15 protein-coding genes are annotated in these 15,754 nt (G+C 41.8%); 1 reads left to right on the forward strand and 14 read right to left on the reverse strand.

Features of this window, described 5'->3' with window-relative positions; genetic code table 11:
- Positions 1-7 precede the first annotated feature (7 nt).
- The 9 genes from nusB to HMPREF2805_RS07735 form a co-directional block, all read right to left on the reverse strand.
- Entirely contained in the window at positions 8-430 is a 423-nt protein-coding gene (gene nusB / locus HMPREF2805_RS07690; protein ID WP_049548991.1) for a transcription antitermination factor NusB, read from the reverse strand.
- The gene (locus HMPREF2805_RS07695; RefSeq protein ID WP_049548992.1) at positions 423-812 is read right to left on the reverse strand and encodes an Asp23/Gls24 family envelope stress response protein; all 390 of its coding nucleotides are present in this window, start codon (positions 810-812) and stop codon (positions 423-425) included. The genes nusB and HMPREF2805_RS07695 overlap by 8 nt, the downstream gene beginning before the upstream one ends.
- A gap of 28 nt (positions 813-840) precedes the next feature.
- The gene (efp, locus tag HMPREF2805_RS07700; RefSeq protein ID WP_000568646.1) at positions 841-1,401 is read right to left on the reverse strand and encodes an elongation factor P; all 561 of its coding nucleotides are present in this window, start codon (positions 1,399-1,401) and stop codon (positions 841-843) included.
- Between the two features lie 379 nt (positions 1,402-1,780).
- A complete protein-coding gene (locus HMPREF2805_RS07705; protein ID WP_075232038.1) occupies positions 1,781-2,821 on the reverse strand; it encodes a 2,3-butanediol dehydrogenase in 1,041 nt (346 codons plus the stop codon).
- Between the two features lie 124 nt (positions 2,822-2,945).
- Positions 2,946-4,388 (reverse strand): Asp-tRNA(Asn)/Glu-tRNA(Gln) amidotransferase subunit GatB, encoded by a 1,443-nt coding sequence (gatB, locus tag HMPREF2805_RS07710; protein ID WP_061088367.1) that lies wholly within the window; start codon positions 4,386-4,388, stop codon positions 2,946-2,948.
- Positions 4,388-5,854: an Asp-tRNA(Asn)/Glu-tRNA(Gln) amidotransferase subunit GatA gene (gatA, locus tag HMPREF2805_RS07715; protein WP_075232039.1), complete on the reverse strand. Its 1,467-nt coding sequence runs from the start codon at positions 5,852-5,854 to the stop codon at positions 4,388-4,390. The genes gatB and gatA overlap by 1 nt, the downstream gene beginning before the upstream one ends.
- The gene (gene gatC / locus HMPREF2805_RS07720) at positions 5,854-6,156 is read right to left on the reverse strand and encodes an Asp-tRNA(Asn)/Glu-tRNA(Gln) amidotransferase subunit GatC (protein WP_075232040.1); all 303 of its coding nucleotides are present in this window, start codon (positions 6,154-6,156) and stop codon (positions 5,854-5,856) included. Before gatC ends, gatA begins: the two co-directional genes overlap by 1 nt.
- Before the next feature lie 313 nt (positions 6,157-6,469).
- Entirely contained in the window at positions 6,470-6,685 is a 216-nt protein-coding gene (locus HMPREF2805_RS07725; RefSeq protein WP_075232041.1) for a DUF4160 domain-containing protein, read from the reverse strand.
- Between the two features lie 129 nt (positions 6,686-6,814).
- Positions 6,815-7,066, reverse strand: coding sequence for a hypothetical protein (locus tag HMPREF2805_RS07735; protein ID WP_000471833.1), 252 nt, complete (start codon positions 7,064-7,066; stop codon positions 6,815-6,817).
- A 245-nt stretch (positions 7,067-7,311) separates the two neighbouring features.
- Here HMPREF2805_RS07735 and HMPREF2805_RS07740 point away from each other — a divergent pair, with 245 nt between their 5' ends.
- Positions 7,312-8,856: a peptide chain release factor 3 gene (locus HMPREF2805_RS07740; protein ID WP_075232043.1), complete on the forward strand. Its 1,545-nt coding sequence runs from the start codon at positions 7,312-7,314 to the stop codon at positions 8,854-8,856.
- A 349-nt stretch (positions 8,857-9,205) separates the two neighbouring features.
- Here HMPREF2805_RS07740 and HMPREF2805_RS07745 read toward each other — a convergent pair whose 3' ends face one another.
- The 5 genes from HMPREF2805_RS07745 to arcA form a co-directional block, all read right to left on the reverse strand.
- On the reverse strand, positions 9,206-10,534 hold the full coding sequence (locus HMPREF2805_RS07745; protein WP_075232044.1) for a dipeptidase: 1,329 nt from the start codon (positions 10,532-10,534) through the stop codon (positions 9,206-9,208).
- A 17-nt stretch (positions 10,535-10,551) separates the two neighbouring features.
- A complete protein-coding gene (locus HMPREF2805_RS07750; protein ID WP_075232045.1) occupies positions 10,552-12,060 on the reverse strand; it encodes a YfcC family protein in 1,509 nt (502 codons plus the stop codon).
- 93 nt (positions 12,061-12,153) lie between these two features.
- Positions 12,154-13,101 carry a carbamate kinase gene (gene arcC / locus HMPREF2805_RS07755; RefSeq protein ID WP_075232046.1) on the reverse strand — a complete coding sequence of 316 codons (948 nt, stop codon included), beginning with the start codon at positions 13,099-13,101 and terminating at the stop codon, positions 12,154-12,156.
- A 258-nt stretch (positions 13,102-13,359) separates the two neighbouring features.
- Positions 13,360-14,373 carry an ornithine carbamoyltransferase gene (gene argF, locus HMPREF2805_RS07760; protein WP_186822564.1) on the reverse strand — a complete coding sequence of 338 codons (1,014 nt, stop codon included), beginning with the start codon at positions 14,371-14,373 and terminating at the stop codon, positions 13,360-13,362.
- A gap of 67 nt (positions 14,374-14,440) precedes the next feature.
- Complete coding sequence (gene arcA / locus HMPREF2805_RS07765) at positions 14,441-15,670, reverse strand: arginine deiminase (RefSeq protein WP_075232048.1); 1,230 nt, start codon at positions 15,668-15,670, stop codon at positions 14,441-14,443.
- Between the last annotated feature and the right edge of the window lie 84 nt (positions 15,671-15,754).

Raw genomic sequence — 15,754 nt, forward strand, 5'->3', positions numbered from 1 at the left:
ATATTATTTAATCTTCTTCTGTCACAAATTGACTGAGGAGTCCATTGATGAAACGGGCTGACTTTTGATCTGAAAAGCTTTTAGCAAGCTCAATGGCTTCGTTAACAGCTACGAGTTGAGGAGTGTCAAATGAAGTAATTTCAAAAACTCCTAGGCGTAGAAGAGTTTTTTCCACTAAAGTCAGACGATCGATGGTCCAACCAGTTTTCAAATGTTGAGTGATTTGTTTATCCAGATCATCCTTTTTAGCTTGGACACCAGAAACGAGCTCTACAAGGAAGTTAGGAAGTTGTACGTCTGTATCTTCGCGATCATGTGTGTAGGCGAAGCGACAAGCAGTTTCTAGATCTGAACCAAATTCAAGACTCATCAAGGCTTGGAAAGCACACTTACGTAGTTCACGTCTAGATTCTAATAATGGACTAGTCATTGAGGAAGTCCTCGTCGAATAAGTCTTTCAATTCTGGTTTTGGTGTTTTATCTGGAACGATACCAGCAACGTGAATGTTGACGGCAGTGATTTCAACATCAGCCATATTGCGGACAGCATCCTTAACAGCTTTCTGGATAGCCATAGCAACCTTAGGAACTTTGACACCGTACTCTAGGTAGAGGTAGATATCAGCTGTGAGCTCATCGTTTGCTTCTTTTAGATATACGCCACGACCAAGAGAAAGTTTTGAAAGGGTGTCAGATACTGATTTGTTTGAAAAAGAGTGTACGCCTTCAACTTTCGCAGTTGCGATAGCAATAATTTTTTCAAGTACACGTGGGGCGATGACGATTTCGCCAAGTTGTTCTTCAATTCCCATAGAATGACCTCTTTCTAGTTTCTAGAGATTAGGCGCGAGAAACGTAAGTTCCTTCTGCAGTGTTGATAATCAATTTTTGTCCTGCTTCGATGAAGTCTGGAACGTTCACGACAAGACCAGTTTCCATTGTTGCTGGTTTACCAGAACCTGTAACAGTAGCACCTTTGATAGATGGTTGTGTTTCAGCAACTGTCAATTCAACAGTAGTTGGTACAGTCACACCGATTACTTCAGTTCCGTAGAATTGGATTTTTACATCTGAGTTTTCAAGGATGTAAAGCAATTCGTTTTCAACATTTACAACAGGAATTTCGTATTGGTCATAAGTTTCTGTATTCATGAAGTAAGCTGTGTCGTCCATTTTGTACAAGTATTGAGCTGGAACTGTTTCGATAATAGCTTGCTCAAATTTTTCTTCTGGGCGGTAGCTTGTTTCAAATGTTGAACCAGTACGGACATCACGCAATTTCATACGCATGATAGTGTTTCCTTTACCTGGTTTGTGGTGGCTAGCTTCCAAAACGCGGATCAATTTTCCTTCTGCTGTTTCAAAGGTCATACCAGCCTTTAGTTTACTTGCTTCAATCATGTTTTTACCTCTTTTATAAATATTATTACTCTTCATTTTACCATAAAATCTTCTGGAAATAAAGCCAAAATAGTTAATGGGAGATGGTGGGGGAGAAAAAGAATATTGCCTAGTCAGGTGGAGTGGTTAATGTTAAATAGTATCCACTATATTTCTTCTCATACTCAATGGAAATCAAAGAGCAAACTAGGAAGCAAGCCGCAGGCTGCTCAAAACACTGTTTTGAGGTTGTGGATAGAACTGACGAAGTCAGTAACCATATATACAGTAATGTGACGCTGACGTGGTTTGAAGAGATTTTCGAAGAGTATTAGATTTCAAAAGGCCGAAGTAAGCTTACTCCGACCTGTTAGTATTGTCTTAAAAAGATTGATTTTTATTATGGTTCTACCAAAATTTTAATTTGTGACTTATCTTGAGTTAATTCGATAAAGCCTTCTTCGACGATATTTTCCAATTTAATTTTCTTAGTAACTAATTTTTCAGCAGAGAAGTAGCCTTGTTCCATCAATTCTAATACTTTAGGGAAGATATGACGATAAGCAATGATTCCTTTTAGTGTCTTTTCTTGGATTGCAAATTCATTCGGATTAATATTTGCTTCTCGTTCCCAGATAGAGACAACCATACACTCACCTGCCTTATGTACTGCGGCTAGAGCTTGCCCTAAAACTACTGGCACACCCGTTACTTCATAAGAAACATCTACACCACCGTTTGTTAAACGATGAATAGCTTCAACAGCTGTTTCACCCTCTTCCGAACGGACAACGATAGCTCCTAACTCTTCAGCTTTTGCTTGACGTTCAGGTGATAGTTCAACAGCATAAATCTTAGAAGCACCCGCTGCACGAAGGGCTTCTACAATTAAGAGACCAATCGGACCTAAGCCAAAGACAGCAGCAGTATCACCAGTTTTTAGTGCTGATTGACGAACTGCATAAACTGCAACAGCAGCTGGCTCAGTGAGAGCAGCTTGCTCATAGCTTAAGCTATCTGGAATGACATGTACTAAGTCACCGTCTAAAACACAATATTTGGCAAATCCACCGTCTGCAGCTAAACCAACAAAATTAAGGTTTGGATCCAAATTATAATTACCAACTAAGTTATTCTTAGCTAGAATCGGTTCTACAGCAACACGATCACCAATTTTAACACGAGTAACATCGCTTCCGACTTCTACAATTTCACCAGAAAATTCATGTCCCAGTGTTACTGGTGCTTTTTGACCAGAATAGACATGTTCTTCTGTTGGGATGAAGATAGGGCCATCTAAAAATTCGTGGAGGTCAGTACCACAAATTCCTGTGAATTTAACAGCAACTTTTACTTGGTGCGGAAGTACCTCAGGGACTTCTACTTCTTGAATACGAACATCTTTTGCTGCATGCCAGCGAGCTGCTTTCATTGTAGCCATATGAATAACTCCTTATTGTTGCGATTTTTAGTTTTCCTTTTAGGAAACTTTACATGTAATATTGTAAACGCTTTCTTTATATTTGTCAAGAAAAACCAACCTCAGGGCTGGTTTCTTTTACATATTAATCTTCTTTCAACTTCGCCAATTCTTGGGCAAGAAGTTTAAGGGCAACTTGTGGGTTGGCTTGGCCTTTGGTTGCTTTCATGAGGAATCCTGTAAAGGCCTTGTCTGCGTTACGTTTGCCTGACTTGAAGTCAGCAACGGCGGCTTCGTTATCTGCAAAGACTTGGTGGATAATTGGAATCAAGACAGCTGGATCTGAGATTTGGACCATACCTGCTTTTTCCACGTATTCACGAGCGCCACCACCATTTTTAGCTAGGTGGACAAAGACTTTCTTAGCAATCTTAGAAGAGATAGTGCCGTCTTCGATGATGGCAATCATTTCTACCAAGTTTTCTGGTGTCAATTCGATTTGTTCCAGTGTCTTACCTTCGGCGTTCAAGAATTGAGCGACTTCACCTTGGAGCCAGTTAGAGACTTGTTTAGCATCGCCACCGAGGGCAACAGCTTTTTCAAAGAAGTCAGAAGTGACTTTGTTTGCAGTCAACTGGCTAGCATCGTAGTCTGACAAACCAAGGTCAGCCACATAGCGAGCACGGCGTTCTTTTGGAAACTCTGGTAACTCTGTACGCATTTCCTCAATCCACTCGTCTGAGATTTCAAAGAGTGGTAGGTCGGGTTCTGGGAAGTAGCGGTAGTCTGCAGCACCTTCCTTGACACGCATGAGGATGGTTGCTTTGTTAGCTTCATCGTAACGGCGGGTTTCTTGGCGGATTTGACCACCTGAACGAAGGATTTCAGCTTGACGTTGGACTTCGTATTCAAGACCCTTGCGAACATTTGAGAAGGAGTTGAGGTTCTTCAACTCTGTTTTGGTACCGAATTTCTCTTGACCGTAAGGACGAAGGGAGATGTTGGCATCCACACGCATGGAACCTTCTTCCATCTTAACGTCAGAAATGCCAGCGTATTGGATAACTTCCTTGAGGGCGGTTAGATAAGCATAGGCTTCTTCTGGAGAACGCATGTCTGCTTCAGAGACAATCTCAATCAATGGAACCCCTTGTCGGTTGAGGTCAACATAAGAGTAGCCATCTGTACCGTGGGTGTTTTTACCAGCATCTTCTTCTAGGTGAGCGCGTTCGATACCGATTTTCTTAGTTGTACCGTCTTCTAACTCGACTTCAATCCAGCCGTTATAACCGATTGGCTCATCAAACTGAGAAATTTGGTAGGCTTTAGGATTGTCAGGATAGAAGTAGTTCTTGCGGTCAAAGTGCATCTTTTTGTGGATGTCCATATTGAGGGCAAGAGCAGCCTTGATACCGGCATCAACAACACCTTTATTGAGAACTGGCAGAACTCCTGGGAAAGACCAGTCAATCACGTTAGTGTTGGCATTTTGGTCATTTCCAAAGTGGGCAGAAGTAGGTGAGAAGATTTTTGAATTGGTGTTGAGCTCTACGTGGACTTCAAGTCCAATGACTGTTTCAAAGTTCATTAATTGTCACCTCCAAAAATCACGGGTTGTTGTTTATGGTAGTCTGTTGTTGCTTCAAAAGCAGCAGCAGCTTGGTAAATGGTTTCCTCAGAATACTTAGGACCAATCAATTGTAGACCGACAGGTAGACCTTGAGAGAATCCAGCAGGAATCGAAATTCCTGGGAGACCAGCCAAGTTGACTGGGATGGTCAAAAGGTCAGCCAAGTACATGGCAACTGGGTCGTGGTTGAGAGAATCTAAGTCATAGGCAACGCTTGGAGCAGTTGGACCCAAAATCAAGTCGTAATCCGCGAAGACTTTTTCGAAATCTTGAATGATAAGGGTACGAACCTGACCAGCTTTCTTGTAGTAGGCATCGTAGTAACCTGATGAAAGGCTGAAAGTACCTAGCATGATACGGCGTTTAACCTCTTCACCGAATCCTTGGCTACGGCTATTTACATAGATTTCATCAAGGTTTGTCGCATCCTCTGCACGGTAGCCATAACGAATACCGTCAAAGCGTTGCAAGTTTGATGAAGCTTCAGATGAAGCGATAATGTAGTATACTGCCACACCATATTTAGAGTGAGGGAGGCTGACTTCTTCAACGATAGCGCCAAGTTTTTCAAAGTGCTTAGCAGCATTTAGAATAGTTTCCTTAACCTCTGGGGCAATCCCTTCACCAAGGTATTCCTTAGGCAAAGCGATTTTCATACCCTTGATGTCTTGACCGATTTTTGAAGTAAAGTCGGCAATGTGGACAGGAGCAGAAGTAGAGTCTTTAGCATCTTCGCTAGCAATAGCGTTGAGCAAGAGGGCATTTTCCTTAACGGTCGGCGCGAAAGGTCCGATTTGGTCTAGAGAGCTACCAAAGGCAATGAGACCGAAACGTGAAACTGTTCCGTAGGTTGGTTTGAGACCAACGATCCCGTTGAAGGCAGCAGGTTGGCGGATAGAACCACCCGTATCAGAACCAAGTGACAAGCGGACTTGTCCAGAAGCTACAGCTGCGGCAGAACCACTTGATGAACCACCAGGCACCTTGCTGTGGTCCCAAGCGTTTTTAGTTGCTCCGTAGTGAGAAGTCTCACCTGAACCACCCATGGCAAACTCGTCCATATTGGTTTTCCCTACGACAATCATGCCTTTAGCCTTTGCATTGGTAACAGCAGTCGCATCAAAGATTGGCTCGTAGTTGTAGAGCATTTTTGAGGCAGCAGTTGTGAGAATACCGTCTGTAGAGATATTATCTTTAACTGCAAGTGGAATTCCTGAAAGGACATTATCAGCATCGATTCCAGCTTCATCAATAGCTTTAGCTTGAGCAAGGGCTTGCTCCTCAGCGATGGTAACAAAAGCGTTAATAGCTGTTTCGCGAGACTTGATATCTTCAAGCGTAGCTTGGGTCAATTCAGTTGCAGAAATTTCCTTAGAGACAAGGAGATTGTGCAAGTCTTCAATGGTTTTATTGTTGAAAGTCATTAGGCATCTCCTCCATCGTCTAGGATAGCTGGTACCTTGATATAGTAGTTGTCTTTTTCAGGTACGTTTTTAAACAAGCGATCACGGTCTGTTCCTTCTTCGGCCACATCAGGGCGGAGTATAGTCTTGCGGTCAGCCATGGTTGTAGTAGGTGCAACACCAGTTGTGTCAACTTCGCCCAGCAATTCAACCATGTCTACAATCTTGGACAAGGTAGTTGCAAAGGCAGCAGTTTCTTCTTCAGAGAATCTTAATTTTGAAAGATTGGCAACGTGTGTTACCTCTTCTTGCGTAATTTTCATCTTGCATCCTTTCGTGAAATGATGATTTTTAGTCTGTTCTATTTTACCATATTTTCCTATAAATAAGGGAGGTAAAGCTGAAAAAGACATCTGGTAAGTCAAGAAATAGTTTTTTAAATAGACAAAAAAATAGCCGTCCTAACTTTGGCAAGTTAACGAGCTATTTTTTAGTTATGTAATTACAGCCACCGTCTTAAACGGCTCTGTGGGGTGTTGTTGTAACATCTTTTTCTATATTCATTGTAACATTTATTTTAAAAATTGCTAGATAGTTTTTGTTTATTGTACATTAGCAAACTAAGATTCTTTGATTTTAATATGCACTCTTTTGATATTCATTCCATAAAGCCTGAAGTTCAACTGCATTTTCTAAGACATATTGCCTTATCATTTTTAGGTCTTTTGCTTTTGCTTTACCATCTCTCAGTTCACCGTTCAGAAACATTGAACCCACTTCTTCTCCGTGGATATAAAAGTGAATATGCGCTTTTTGACCTTTATGGTTATGTTCGTTAGGACGAATTTCAATACCATACTTTTATACTCAATAAAAATCAAAGAGAAAACTAGAAAGCTAGGCACAGGCAGTACTTGAGTACGACAAGCCGACGCTGACGTGGTTTGAATTTGATTTTTGAAGAGTATTAGGAAAGAATATTTAGGCATGTAGTAGTCCCACGTAGTCCTTCCATGTTTCAAGGTAGTTATCGCGATTTAACTCAATTTGCTTTTGAGCAAAACGAATGTCATAGTCTGCCAAGTCCAAATTTTCTAATACTTCTCCAGTTAGAATACTAAAGGTTCCAATTAATTCATCGTCATCATACATGCGTAAAATAGGGTTGCTTGGATTCTTGTAAATATCATCTTTTGTCACTTCTAAATTAGTTACACCAAATTCCTTGAACATGAGTGCTTCTCCTTTTTCTTTTATTATATCATTTTTGCTAGAATTGTCACGGTTTTCGATATATTTGACTACAAGGAATAGCTTTTATTCAAGTATAGTCTAAGTATAGTCTAACATAAAATAGAAATTGAAAAAAATGCTAAAATCCGATATAATGGAGTGTTGAAAGGAATGGTAAAATCCAATGTAGAAATCATTCTTAGTTATTGAAACAAGAAAAATAGAGAATCAAAGAAAGAGAACTTATGAATATTCAAGAAGAAATTAAGAAACGTCGTACCTTTGCCATCATCTCTCACCCGGACGCGGGGAAAACAACCATTACTGAGCAGTTGCTCTACTTTGGGGGCGAGATTCGTGAGGCTGGTACCGTAAAAGGAAAGAAAACTGGGACTTTTGCCAAGTCTGACTGGATGGATATCGAGAAGCAGCGTGGGATTTCCGTTACTTCATCTGTTATGCAATTTGACTACGACGGCAAGCGCGTGAATATCCTAGACACACCAGGGCACGAGGACTTCTCAGAAGACACCTATCGTACCTTGATGGCGGTGGATGCTGCTGTTATGGTCGTGGACTCTGCCAAGGGTATCGAGGCTCAAACCAAGAAATTGTTTGAGGTCGTGAAACACCGTGGCATTCCAGTCTTTACCTTTATGAACAAGCTAGACCGTGACGGTCGTGAGCCACTGGACCTCTTGCAAGAATTAGAAGAAGTCTTGGGCATTGCGAGCTATCCGATGAACTGGCCAATCGGGATGGGGAAAGCCTTTGAAGGACTCTATGACCTATATAATCAACGCTTGGAACTTTACAAGGGGGATGAGCGTTTTGCTAGCCTAGAAGATGGAGACAAGCTTTTTGGAAGCAATCCTTTCTATGAGCAAGTCAAAGACGATATTGAGCTTTTAAATGAAGCTGGGAATGAGTTTTCAGAGGAAGCAATCCTTGCTGGAGAATTGACGCCTGTCTTCTTCGGTTCAGCCCTGACAAACTTTGGTGTGCAGACCTTCCTTGAAACCTTCCTCAAGTTTGCTCCAGAACCACATGGGCATAAGAAAACAGATGGCGAAATTGTGGATCCTTACGACAAGGATTTCTCAGGATTTGTCTTTAAAATCCAAGCCAACATGGACCCTCGTCACCGTGACCGTATTGCCTTTGTCCGTATCGTGTCAGGTGAATTTGAGCGTGGGATGAGTGTTAATCTGCCTCGTACTGGTAAGGGAGCTAAACTGTCTAATGTCACTCAGTTTATGGCGGAAAGTCGTGAGAATGTGACCAATGCCGTGGCAGGTGATATTATTGGAGTTTACGATACCGGTACTTATCAGGTTGGGGATACCTTGACAGTTGGAAAAAATAAATTTGAATTTGAACCTCTGCCAACCTTTACACCTGAAATTTTCATGAAAGTTTCTGCTAAGAACGTTATGAAACAAAAATCCTTCCACAAGGGAATGGAACAGTTGGTACAAGAAGGAGCCGTCCAGCTTTATAAGAATTACCAAACAGGCGAGTACATGCTAGGTGCTGTTGGTCAACTCCAGTTTGAAGTCTTTAAACACCGTATGGAAGGCGAGTACAATGCGGAAGTGGTCATGAGCCCAATGGGTAAAAAAACCGTTCGTTGGATCAAGCCTGAGGACTTAGATGAACGGATGTCATCAAGCCGAAATATCTTGGCCAAAGACCGCTTTGACCAACCTGTCTTCCTCTTTGAAAACGACTTTGCCCTCCGCTGGTTTGCGGACAAGTATCCAGACGTAGAGTTGGAAGAAAAGATGTAGATCGCCAAAGTTACTTGATTGTATAACAATCTAAGTAACTAACGCCAAGTTTCTATGGGACTTGGCTAGGCGCTCTACTAGTAAAGTTTTACGAATATTATCGATTCGTAAAACTTTACGTCGTAACGATTAGATAGTGTATGACCTAACCACCTTACTAACTCATCGGCGAAAAATAATCGTTTTCGCGTTTTCGTGTCCTAATGAAAAAAGAGTGCCTGAGTTGGTAACTTGCCTTAAAACTATTGCAAAAAGCCAAGAAAATCCCTTCCTTGGCTTTTGTTGTAGCTCGCTATTTAGAATTTTCTTAAAACTCCGTCCCGATTTGGGACGGAGTTTAGGAGGTCTTTTAGGTCGCTAATCGGTAAACAGCTTCAGCATAGATATCCATAGCATGATAGAGATCATCTAAGATAGCATATTCATTTGCTTGGTGTTCTGTTTGCTCTCTTCCTGGGAAGAGGGCACCAAAAGCGACACAGTTTGGCATCGTACGTGCAAAGGTTGCACCGCCAGATGATAGAGCGGGACTATTGTCACCAGTTTTTTCTTGATAAACCTGCATGAGAGTAGTGACGAGTGTGCTATCTCTTGCAACGTAAAGTGGTGCTAGGTAGTCAAATTCATGGTAGCTAAGTTGGTAAGCTTTTGCGCACTCTATCAGCTGATTAACCAGGGCATCCTTGTCTGCAAGGACTGGGATTCGAATATCAATTCGAATTTCAGAACTTTCGGGAGTAATGGTTAAGGCAGCTACATTAAAGGATAAATGTCCAGAAGGCTGGTCGCTGATATCACCAAAGATTCCTTTTCCTTGACCATCTTGACCAACTTTTTTGGCAAGAAATGTAAGTGCAGGATGGGATTGAATGGAATCAAGCACGGTGGCTAATCGAATGACTGCATTAATCCCTTGGCTAGCATCCTTGGCATGCTTAGATACTCCTAGAACAGTAAGGTTCTGGTCATTTTGTTGATAATCGTAGCCAGCAGCTATTAGGCCTGCCTGGATCTGATCCATAAGTGGTCCTTGATAGGTTGCCTTATCAGGAACTACATTAAAGGCTCCACCTACATCTAAGGCCAGTTGTTCTGATCCAGGTCCATGAAGTTTGACCTGAAGGAGCCCTTTTTCTGCATAGGTTAATGGGAATGATGAGTCAGGAGCAAATCCCATGCTGGCTTGTTCTTCAATGGCATTATATCTTGCCATACAACGCCAAAGGGTTTCTTCATCAGTACCAAATATGAACCGAACCCGTTTTTTGAATTGAATTCCTTGGTCAAGCAGGCTTTTGACTGCGTAAAGGGCTGCAAGAGATGGCCCTTTATCATCCTGGGCTCCCCGACCATAAATCCGCCCATCTCTGATACTAGCTTCAAATGGAGGAGTTTCCCAGTCTGTCAAATCGCCTGCAGGAACTACATCTAGGTGGCAGAGGATGGCAAGGAGATCCCCCTCACCAACTTCTGCATACCCATAATATCCTTGAGGATCAAGGTAGGTTTTAAAACCAAGTTCTTGACATAAGTCCAGCGTTTTTTTCAGGACATCTTGAATTGCTTGACCAAAGGGAGTGCCATTTTCACCTTCATTGAGAACAGAAGGATAAGAGATGATTGTTTTCAAACTTTGAAGAAAATCCTCTTTGATTGATTCTGTAATATAGGATTTCATCCGTATTTCCCTCTTTATTATAAGAATGGCACAAAGGTACCTAAGATAAGAAGTAGAATACTTGCAACGACAATGACGATGACAAGTTTTCCGACAAATTTCCACCAAGTTCCAAGGCTGACACGACCAAGAGCAAGAGCACCCATAACAATACCTGAAGTAGGAGTTACAAGGTTAAGGACACCAGATGCAGATTGGTAGGCAGTGACGATCAGGCTTGCTTTAACATTGACGAACTCTCCAAGGGGAGCCATGATACCCATAGTTGCACTAGCAAGACCAGATGAAGAAGGAATGAGGAAGGACATAGGTAGGTAGAAGATATAGGTCAATACGATGAAGATTTGAGGAGAAAGACCTTGAAGGCCAACTTCACCCCAGTGTAGGATGGTTGCAGTAATCATACCATCGTTCATGATAACTTGGATACCACGAGCAACCGCACAAATCAAGGCTACTGAAAGCAAATCTGCAGCACCAGTTAGGAAGGTTGAGACAATCTTGCTTTCTTTGAGACCATAGACAACACCGATCAAAATCCCCATAACGGCAAAGAGCATAGCGCCTTCTGGGAAGTACCAGCTACCAAATGATAGAGCATCTGAACCGATAACTCCTCCAATTACAGGAAGACCGATTAACCAATTCTTGAAGTCTTCAAATACAGTAACATGCAAATCAACCCAAGGGATGAAACTTGCAATCATAATGATAAAGGTTAATACAAATAAAGCGAGGACATGTTTTTGTTTCTTGCTCAAGGTAGATGGTGCATCATCGTTTTCTGAAACATTAAAGTGTTTAATATCTTCTTCGCGTTGAGCGTAAACGAGTGATTTAGTCGGATCTTTTTGAATCTTTTCTGCATAACGATAGACAAAGTAAGTGCTGATACCTGTCATTACAAACCAGAAGATAACACGGAGAATAACCCCATCCATAGAAGAGATTCCCGCAGTATCAGAGGCAATAACAGTAGCAAATGGATTCAATGTAGATGCCAAACAACCAACTTGAGAACCTAGTAAGATGATGCCTACGGCAGTGATACTGTCAAAACCAACTGCCATCATTACAGGAATAAGAAGGGGGTAGAAGGCCATGGTTTCTTCCCCCATACCATAAGTAGTTCCTCCAAGTGCGAAGAGGGGCATGAGGATGAGAATCAACATTTTTTCGCGGCCCTTGTATTTTTTTACGATGGAGGCAATCCCTACATCGAGTGTACCAGTAGCGTTTACGACGCCAAGGAAACCTCCGACCATAAGGATAAAGAATGCAACGTCGATTGCTGCGCTAGTTGGTTCGTGACCGAGCATGGCACGAATTGGTGCCATGAGGACATCGTAAATCCCTTGAGGATTTGAGTCAACAGTTTGATAGGTACCTGCGATGAGGTTACCTGCTTCATTGGTATCATACTTACCTGCAGGAATGACCCAGGTCAAAAATGCCATAATGGCAATGATGATGATCAAAACAGTGTATGATGAGGGCATTTGAAACCTTTTTTTATTTTCACTCATTTGTTTTTCCTCCTAAACTATGTCACACAGTATAAAAACGAATGATGTGGCAAGAGTGCTGACTAAACTTTCTTGAAAGGTATGACTAAACTATTATTCTTTCACGATGATTGTTCCGCTATCAGATTCAATCAAGGCTCCCAAATTGCCGAGGGAAGTGATGACGGCTTTTCCTGCTGGACGATTGGTTACAAAATCAATGGCAGCTTGGATTTTTGGTAGCATACTACCAGGAGCAAATTGCCCCTCTTGGATGTATTCTTGGACTTGGCTAACAGTTACCTGCTCCAATTTTTCTTGATTTGGTTTGTTATAGTTGACATAAGCATAATCTACGCCAGTTAAAATGATGAAGAGATCTGCTTCGACTAGCTCTGCCAAGCATTGCGATGCAAAATCCTTATCGATGACAGCTTCTACCCCTGAGAAGTAACCGTTTTCATTTTTAATTACAGGAATACCTCCACCGCCTGCTGCGATGACAACTTGACCTGCGTTTAGCAATGCTCGGATACTATCGATTTCTTTGATGTGAATAGGTTTTGGCGAAGCAACGACTTTACGCCAACCACGACCTGAATCCTCTTTAAAGGTAGCTCCAGTTCGTTCACTTTCTACTTTGGCATCTTCTTCTGAGTAGAATGGACCAATGGGTTTACTTGGATTGAGAAAGGCAGGATCATTCTTGTCCACGACAACTTGTGTGACAACAGAAACGACAGTTTTATCAAGATGAATATCCTGTAAAGCATTTTCCAGAGCATTCTGGAGCCAAAAACCGATGCTACCCTCAGTCATAGCAACAAGTGAATCGAGAGGAAAGGCAGGATTTTTTTCGGAATTGGCTGCTAGGTGTTGGAGGAGAAGGTTACCAACTTGCGGTCCATTGCCATGGGTGATAATCAATTCATCACCATTTTGGATGAGTTTTACGAGATGGCGTGCTGTTTCTGCCAGAGCAGCTTCTTGAGCTTGAGCAGATGGATCTGTGGAAAGAATGGCATTTCCTCCAAGAGCGACAACGATTTTACGATGAGACATGAGCGCTCCTTTCTTTTGGATGAACAAAAGCCAATTTTGGTTAAAGGCTTGGATTTGGAAGTTGAGAAGAAAGACTTTGTAGGGACGAGTTGAGTTGGAATTTCGAAATGCGAATAACTGGAAGGCAGTTACTTGTTATGAGGTTTTTTCTTGAATGGTGACTATTGGGGAATTCCAACTCAGAGCTCGTAACTACTACAAAAAGGGACTGGACTAAAACACTAGTCTCAGCCCCTAAGCTGTTTCTTATAGTCGGTATCACACTTTAGGAATGTAGAGATTTCCTAGTGTAGCAGCCATAACGGCTTTGATGGTGTGCATACGATTTTCTGCTTGATCAAACTGACGAGCATATTTGCTATGGAAGACCTCATCAGTTACTTCCATTTCTTTTACGCCAAATTTCTCAGCTACTTGTCTGCCGTAGATTGTGTTCGTATCATGAAAGGCTGGTAAGCAGTGTAGGAAGATCAAGTTTTCATTATTTGCTTTCTTAACGAGGTCCATATTGACTTGGTAAGGTTTAAGCATAGCTACGCGTTCTGCGAATTTATCTTCTTCACCCATAGATACCCAAACATCAGTGTAAAGGACATCAGCCCCTTTTACAGCTTGATCAGCATCTTCTGTGATGAGAATGTGAGCCCCACTTTCTTTGGCATATCCCTCAGCCAGTGCAACAACTGCTTGATCTGGGAAGAGTTCTTTTGGTGAAAAGACATGAACGTTCACACCAAGGATTGCTCCTGTTACTAGAAGGCTATTGGCAACATTGTTACGACCGTCACCACAGTAAACCAATGTCAAACCTTCAAGATGTCCGAAATTTTCTAGTACTGTCAAGTAGTCTGCAAGCATTTGAGTTGGGTGCCATTTATCCGTCAAGCCATTCCAAACAGGAACACCAGAGAATTCAGCTAATTCTTCAACCATATCTTGACTAAAACCACGGAATTCAATACCATCAAACATACGTCCCAAAACTTTTGCGGTATCTTCCGTAGTTTCTTTTTTACCTAGTTGAATATCGTTGGCCCCCAGGTATTCTGGATGTGCACCAAGATCGATTGCAGCAGTTGTGAAGGCTGCGCGTGTACGGGTAGAAGTTTTTTCGAATAAAAGAGCAATATTTTTACCAGCTAGATAGCGGTGTTCGATGTTTCGTTTTTTAAGATCCTTCAAGTGAGCTGAAAGTCCAATCAAATATTCGAGCTCTGCACGGGTAAAATCTTTTTCAGCTAGAAAACTTCTTCCTTGAAATACTGAATGTATCATTCTATATATCCTTTTCTAACAAGCATGATTCTGCTAGCAGATGCTAGGCAGAAATAGGAAGAATTTAAATGTCTTCGCGTTCAAACGGCATTGACATACAACGAGGTCCACCACGACCGCGTACCAACTCCCTGCCGCGAATCTTAATGAGACGAAGTCCATGTTCTTCAAGTTTCTTATTGGTCACAGTGTTGCGTTCATAAACGACTACGACACCTGGTGCGATAGCGAGTGTGTTAGAGCCATCATTCCATTGTTCACGAGCAGCTGCAACGATATTCCCATCACCACAAGGAATGAGTGTAACTTTTTCTAAACCAAGGTTTTGAGCAAGGAGCTCTGCCAAATCTCCTTTTTCTTCAACAATCTTGAGTTCTTCATTTTCGTAAGTGACGGAATAGACGCGAAGATTGCCTTGGATTTCTGGGTGGATTGTAAATTTGTCATAGTCTACCATGGTGAAGACAGTATCCAAGTGCATGAACTTACGGCTGTTTGAAAATTCAAAAGCCAAAACTTTCTTGAAGCCAACCTTCTTTTTGAAGATATTAACCAAAAGTTTTTCGATAGAAGCGGCATCAGTCCGTTGAGAGATCCCAACTGCTAGGACATCTTTTGAAAGAACAAGTTCATCTCCACCTTCAATCCGAGTAGTTTCTTCACGGTTATAGATGAGCTCTACTTTGCCACCATAAATTGGGTGATGCTTGAAGATGTACTTACCATAAAGTGTTTCGCGATTGCGTGTATCGGCGTACATGTGATTAAGTGATACTGCATTCCCGATAGTCGCAAATGGGTCGCGGGTGAAGTAAAGGTTTGGCATTGGATCGATGGCAAATGGATAGTCAGATTCAACCAAGTCAGTTAATCCTTTGCCTTCTTCAGGGATGTCAGGCAATTCAACTTTTTGAACACCTGCCATTGTTTTCTTGATCAGTTCAAGATTGTCGTCAATATCATGAAGCAGTTTTCGGATGGCATTTTTAGTTTGTCGACCACGAATATTTGCTTCGTTGAGATATTCTTCGATGAACTGGTCGCGTATTTCTGGAGAAGTTAATGATTCAGCAGCTAACTGTTCAAGATAGAGCACTTCGATTCCTTCGTCACGGAGTGCTTGAGCAAAGGCGTCGTGTTCACTTTGGGCATCTGCTAAAAATGGGATGTCATCAAAGAGCAACCTCTCAAGGTGATCTGGCATCAAGTTTTCTAATTCTTGACCCGGACGGTGCAACATAACTTTTTTCAGTTTCCCAATTTCTGAGAAAACATGAATTGGATGTGAAGACATGTGGATCCTCCTTTTTTTCTCGTGTGTACCAAATGATATTGGTATCGCTTACAAGCTAATAGTATCACAAATTAATATGCATTA

Origin of the sequence: Streptococcus sp. HMSC034E03 (assembly GCF_001811505.1) — a bacterium.
Lineage (GTDB): Bacteria > Bacillota > Bacilli > Lactobacillales > Streptococcaceae > Streptococcus.

Bases quoted from the DNA above. Each gene is read 5' to 3' on its own strand.
- HMPREF2805_RS07735 (WP_000471833.1), bottom strand. From the start codon at position 7,066: ATGTTCAAGGAATTTGGTGTAACTAATTTAGAAGTGACAAAAGATGAT.
- gatC (WP_075232040.1), bottom strand. From the start codon at position 6,156: ATGAAAATTACGCAAGAAGAGGTAACACACGTTGCCAATCTTTCAAAA.
- arcC (WP_075232046.1), bottom strand. From the start codon at position 13,101: ATGTCTCATCGTAAAATCGTTGTCGCTCTTGGAGGAAATGCCATTCTT.
- HMPREF2805_RS07750 (WP_075232045.1), bottom strand. From the start codon at position 12,060: ATGAGTGAAAATAAAAAAAGGTTTCAAATGCCCTCATCATACACTGTT.
- HMPREF2805_RS07740 (WP_075232043.1), top strand. From the start codon at position 7,312: ATGAATATTCAAGAAGAAATTAAGAAACGTCGTACCTTTGCCATCATC.
- arcA (WP_075232048.1), bottom strand. From the start codon at position 15,670: ATGTCTTCACATCCAATTCATGTTTTCTCAGAAATTGGGAAACTGAAA.
- HMPREF2805_RS07745 (WP_075232044.1), bottom strand. From the start codon at position 10,534: ATGAAATCCTATATTACAGAATCAATCAAAGAGGATTTTCTTCAAAGT.
- gatB (WP_061088367.1), bottom strand. From the start codon at position 4,388: ATGAACTTTGAAACAGTCATTGGACTTGAAGTCCACGTAGAGCTCAAC.
- HMPREF2805_RS07705 (WP_075232038.1), bottom strand. From the start codon at position 2,821: ATGGCTACAATGAAAGCAGCTCGCTGGCATGCAGCAAAAGATGTTCGT.
- efp (WP_000568646.1), bottom strand. From the start codon at position 1,401: ATGATTGAAGCAAGTAAACTAAAGGCTGGTATGACCTTTGAAACAGCA.
- nusB (WP_049548991.1), bottom strand. From the start codon at position 430: ATGACTAGTCCATTATTAGAATCTAGACGTGAACTACGTAAGTGTGCT.
- HMPREF2805_RS07695 (WP_049548992.1), bottom strand. From the start codon at position 812: ATGGGAATTGAAGAACAACTTGGCGAAATCGTCATCGCCCCACGTGTA.
- gatA (WP_075232039.1), bottom strand. From the start codon at position 5,854: ATGACTTTCAACAATAAAACCATTGAAGACTTGCACAATCTCCTTGTC.